Below are 2942 nucleotides of genomic sequence, written 5' to 3'. Positions count from 1 at the left end.
TACCCAAGTAGCACCGGGCCCGTGAAATCCGGTGTGAATCTGTCGGGACCACCCGATAAGCCTGAATACTCCCTGGTGACCGATAGCGGACTAGTACCGTGAGGGAAAGATGAAAAGTACCCCGGGAGGGGAGTGAAATAGTACCTGAAACCGTGCGCTTACAATCCGTCAGAGCCTTCGAGCAGTTTGGTCTGCTGGGGGTGATGGCGTGCCTTTTGAAGAATGAGCCTGCGAGTTAGCGGCATGTCGCGAGGTTAACCCGTGTGGGGTAGTCGTAGCGAAAGCGAGTCCGAATAGGGCGTTTGTAGTGGCATGTTCTAGACCCGAAGCGGAGTGATCTACCCATGGCCAGGGTGAAGCGATGGTAAGACGTCGTGGAGGCCCGAACCCACTTAGGTTGAAAACTGAGGGGATGAGTTGTGGGTAGGGGTGAAAGGCCAATCAAACTCCGTGATAGCTGGTTCTCCCCGAAATGCATTTAGGTGCAGCGTCGCGTGTTTCACTCTGGAGGTAGAGCTACTGGATGGCCGATGGGCCCTACAAGGTTACTGACGTCAGCCAAACTCCGAATGCCAGGGTGTGAGAGCGCGGCAGTGAGACTGCGGGGGATAAGCTTCGTAGTCGAGAGGGAAACAGCCCAGATCGCCGGCTAAGGCCCCTAAGCGTGTACTAAGTGGAAAAGGATGTGGGATCGCTGAGACAACCAGGAGGTTGGCTTAGAAGCAGCCACCCTTGAAAGAGTGCGTAATAGCTCACTGGTCAAGTGGTCCTGCGCCGACAATGTAGCGGGGCTCAAGTACACCGCCGAAGCCGCGGCATTCGCATAACACACGCATTGTCCTGCGGGATGGTGTGCAGTGGTGTGGATGGGTAGGGGAGCGTCGTGTGGCCGTGGAAGCAGCAGTGTGAACTAGTTGTGGAGGCCATGCGAGTGAGAATGCAGGCATGAGTAGCGAAAGACGAGTGAGAAACTCGTCCGCCGAATGACCAAGGGTTCCTGGGCCAGGTTAATCCGCCCAGGGTGAGTCGGGACCTAAGGCGAGGCCGACAGGCGTAGTCGATGGACAACGGGTTGATATTCCCGTACCCGTGTGAACGCGCCCCTGATGAATCACTGGTACTAACCATCCTGAAGATTCCTTTTTCCCTTCGGGGGATTGGGGGTTGGATGCATGGGACCTTCGGTGGTAGTAGTCAAGCGATGGGGTGACGCAGGAAGGTAGCTGGGCCGGCTGGTGGAATAGCCGGTGTAAGCCTGTAGGGCGAGTGGTAGGCAAATCCGCCACTCATGATGCCTGAGAGGTGATGCGTAGCCGTTGTGGTGAATTCAGTGATCCTATGCTGCCGAGAAAAGCCTCTAGCGAGCTTTCACATGGCCCGTACCCCAAACCGACACAGGTGGTCAGGTAGAGAATACTGAGGCGATCGAGATAACTGTGGTTAAGGAACTCGGCAAAATGCCCCCGTAACTTCGGGAGAAGGGGGACCTCGTCTGGTGATGAGTCTTGCACTCTGAGCTGGGTGGGGTCGCAGAGACCAGAGAGAAGCGACTGTTTACTAAAAACACAGGTCCGTGCGAAGTCGTAAGACGATGTATACGGACTGACGCCTGCCCGGTGCTGGAAGGTTAAGAGGACCGGTTAGCTGCATTTTGTGTGGCGAAGCTGAGAATTTAAGCCCCAGTAAACGGCGGTGGTAACTATAACCATCCTAAGGTAGCGAAATTCCTTGTCGGGTAAGTTCCGACCTGCACGAATGGCGTAACGACTTCTCTGCTGTCTCGACCACAGACTCGGCGAAATTGCATTACGAGTAAAGATGCTCGTTACGCGCGGCAGGACGAAAAGACCCCGGGACCTTCACTATAGCTTGGTATTGGTGTTCGGTTCGGTTTGTGTAGGATAGGTGGGAGACTGTGAAGCGGGCACGCCAGTGTTTGTGGAGTCGTTGTTGAAATACCACTCTGATCGTATTGGATGTCTAACCTCGGGCCCTGATCGGGTTCAGGGACAGTGCCTGGTGGGTAGTTTAACTGGGGCGGTTGCCTCCTAAAATGTAACGGAGGCGCCCAAAGGTTCCCTCAGCCTGGTTGGCAATCAGGTGTTGAGTGTAAGTGCACAAGGGAGCTTGACTGTGAGACTGACAGGTCGAGCAGGGACGAAAGTCGGGACTAGTGATCCGGCACCGGCATGTGGAAGCGGTGTCGCTCAACGGATAAAAGGTACCCCGGGGATAACAGGCTGATCTTCCCCAAGAGTCCATATCGACGGGATGGTTTGGCACCTCGATGTCGGCTCGTCGCATCCTGGGGCTGGAGTAGGTCCCAAGGGTTGGGCTGTTCGCCCATTAAAGCGGCACGCGAGCTGGGTTTAGAACGTCGTGAGACAGTTCGGTCTCTATCCGCCGCGCGCGTAAGAAACTTGAGGAAGGCTGTCCCTAGTACGAGAGGACCGGGACGGACGAACCTCTGGTGTGCCAGTTGTCCCGCCAGGGGCATGGCTGGTTGGCTACGTTCGGAAGGGATAACCGCTGAAAGCATCTAAGCGGGAAGCCTGTTCCAAGATGAGGTTTCTCACCCTTATTGGGGTAAGGCCCCCGGCAGACCACCGGGTTGATAGGCCGGAACTGGAAGCGCAGTAATGTGTGGAGGTGACTGGTACTAATAGGCCGAGGACTTATCATGAAGGTGTTACGCGTCCACTGTGCGGTGTCTGAGACAGCACCCGTTTCGTCGGAATTGGGTGGGCGGGGCTCCTGTGGGGGTTGTGTTCACTTGGTTCGGCACGCGTGAGCGTGGGTTGTGTTTCATAGAGTTACGGTGGTTATAGCGTGGGGGAAACGCCCGGTCCCTTTCCGAACCCGGAAGCTAAGCCTCACTGCGCCGATGGTACTGCACTCGTCAGGGTGTGGGAGAGTAGGTCGCCGCCGTGCATTCGTTCCGA

Annotated in this window: 2 rRNA genes; both read left to right on the top strand. The window is 56.2% G+C overall.

From position 1 onward, the window contains the following. Window positions 1–2683, top strand: a 23S ribosomal RNA gene (locus HCA61_RS25760); the annotation flags it as partial. Between the two features lie 131 nt (window positions 2684–2814). Next, window positions 2815–2931, top strand: a 5S ribosomal RNA gene (rrf, locus tag HCA61_RS25755). The last annotated feature ends 11 nt before the right edge of the window (window positions 2932–2942 follow it).

It is taken from the genome of Rhodococcus sp. HNM0563, assembly GCF_012726195.1.
GTDB lineage: Bacteria > Actinomycetota > Actinomycetes > Mycobacteriales > Mycobacteriaceae > Rhodococcus.
This window is presented reverse-complemented; position numbering and strand designations above follow the sequence as displayed.